This is a genomic window from Nitrospirota bacterium, assembly GCA_040756155.1.
Lineage (GTDB): Bacteria > Nitrospirota > Thermodesulfovibrionia > JACRGW01 > JBFLZU01 > JBFLZU01.
The window spans coordinates 9,209-10,960 of record JBFLZU010000004.1 but is presented as its reverse complement, the minus strand read 5'-3'; the positions used below and the strand labels follow the sequence as shown (position 1 = coordinate 10,960).

The following is a 1,752-nucleotide window of genomic DNA, read 5'->3' as shown; positions in this document are numbered from 1 at the left end:
AAGGGTAAGAGAAATGGCTGATCTTGGTTATATTCTTTGAACAGCATAAATCTGCTCCTTTCAAATGTTTTTGGATATTCTATCAAATTAGCAGATTTCATGCCATCATTTTGGGACAGCCTGCCGTCCCATTTTTCTAGGGATAATATCTTTAAAAATATTGACCACAGGGTGTATGGGCAAAACTTATCTCGTCCTTTAATGGATCTTTAAGTGGAAAAACCTTCAAGAATTCGATAAATTCTTCAAAGGAGGGTGTCACAAATGTCTTTTTTTGATATACGAGAGAAAAATCTCTGAGAAATTTTATCTCCTTGAATGGCACCGATTTTAAAAAGCCATAGATAACCTCTTTTCTTACAGCCCATGCAGATACAATTGCTACTCCCATGCCTCTCTCAACTGCTGTCTTTATTGCCTCTGTACTCCCGAGAATAAGTGATATCTTCAATCTCTGCAAGGTTATGTTCTGTTTTAACAGATACTTCTCTATCACCTGTCTTGTGCCGGAGCCCTCCTCTCGGATAATAAATGGCTCTTTCTCTAATTCTGAGATAGAGATAGAGTCTCTCTTTTCCCATGGATGCTCTGGTGGGATTATCAGAACCAGCTCGTCAGATATGAGCTTTTCTACTACTAGCTTCTGTTTCTGGACATAACCCTCAACAAGAGCTATGTCTATAGCCCCTGCATTCAGGCGTTCAATTATCGCTCTGGTGTTTCCTACTAAAAGGCTCAGTTTTATCTCTGGATACTTTTTTCTAAATGCTACAATCACACATGGAAGTAGATAATTACCTATAGTAGAGCTTGCCCCTATGGTGAGATGTCCTTTAACAAGTCCAGTTAATTCGCTGATCTCTTTTTCCACAGAATTATAGCGTGAAAGGATTTCTTTTGCATGTCTGTAAAGAATCTGTCCTGAAGGTGTGAGTGTTATTGTGTTGTTAGAACGGTCAAAGAGTTTTGTCCCGTATGTCTCTTCAAGTGCCTGAATCTGCAGGCTAACTGCAGGCTGTGTCAGGTGGATGATTTCTGATGCCTTCGAGAAGCTCTTTGTCTCTGCGACAGCACAAAAGACTTTTAATTTATGGTCCTCCATAGCGTCCTCTCCTGAAGATCCAAAATTGCCTTTTAATCACACTAAAGCAGGTCATAAGCCGAGTTCTGTGTCCAGCCGGCATGCCGGCTGGATGATGGTCATCCATCTCGTTCCTGAATTACTTCAGGAATCATGCGACCTACCCACCCCGCTCTTCCCGAATCCTGAACCAAGTTCAGGACGAGGATATTAGGCGGGCAACCTTTCTCCATCGCTGGAGGGCGGGGTCTATTTGGTCTTGCTCCGGGTGGGGTTTACCAAGCCTCCGATGTCACCATCGGAGCTGGTGAGCTCTTACCTCACCTTTTCACCCTTACCCCGCACTTTCGTCGAAAGTGCGGGGCGGTTTCCCTCTCTGTGGCACTTTCCTTCCCCTCTCCGGGACTCCATATTACGGAGCACCCTGCCCTGTGGAGCTCGGACTTTCCTCCCCGACAGAGGCTACGCCTCTGAGTGATTAGTTATTAGTTTAAGACTATTCACTAATCACTCTTCACTTATCACTCGCACCGAAGGTGCGCCGGGGCGACCATCTAACCTGCTTTAGTGCGAGCCGCATTACCGTTAATAGCTTTATTTGCTAAAGAATCTGCTTCTCTATTTTCCTCTCTGGATATATGATGAATTCTAAATTCTTTGAACCATCCAAG

2 protein-coding genes and 1 other RNA gene are annotated in these 1,752 nt (G+C 43.9%); all 3 read right to left on the bottom strand.

The window, feature by feature from the left end:
* Positions 1 to 151: 151 nt before the first annotated feature.
* Complete coding sequence (locus tag AB1488_00555; protein ID MEW6408594.1) at positions 152 to 1,102, bottom strand: selenium metabolism-associated LysR family transcriptional regulator; 951 nt, start codon at positions 1,100 to 1,102, stop codon at positions 152 to 154.
* Between the two features lie 39 nt (positions 1,103 to 1,141).
* Positions 1,142 to 1,647, bottom strand: an RNA gene (rnpB, locus tag AB1488_00550) — RNase P RNA component class A.
* On the bottom strand, positions 1,636 to 1,752 hold a 117-nt coding region (locus AB1488_00545; GenBank protein ID MEW6408593.1), incomplete at its 5' end, for a reverse transcriptase-like protein. The genes AB1488_00545 and rnpB, both read right to left, overlap by 12 nt.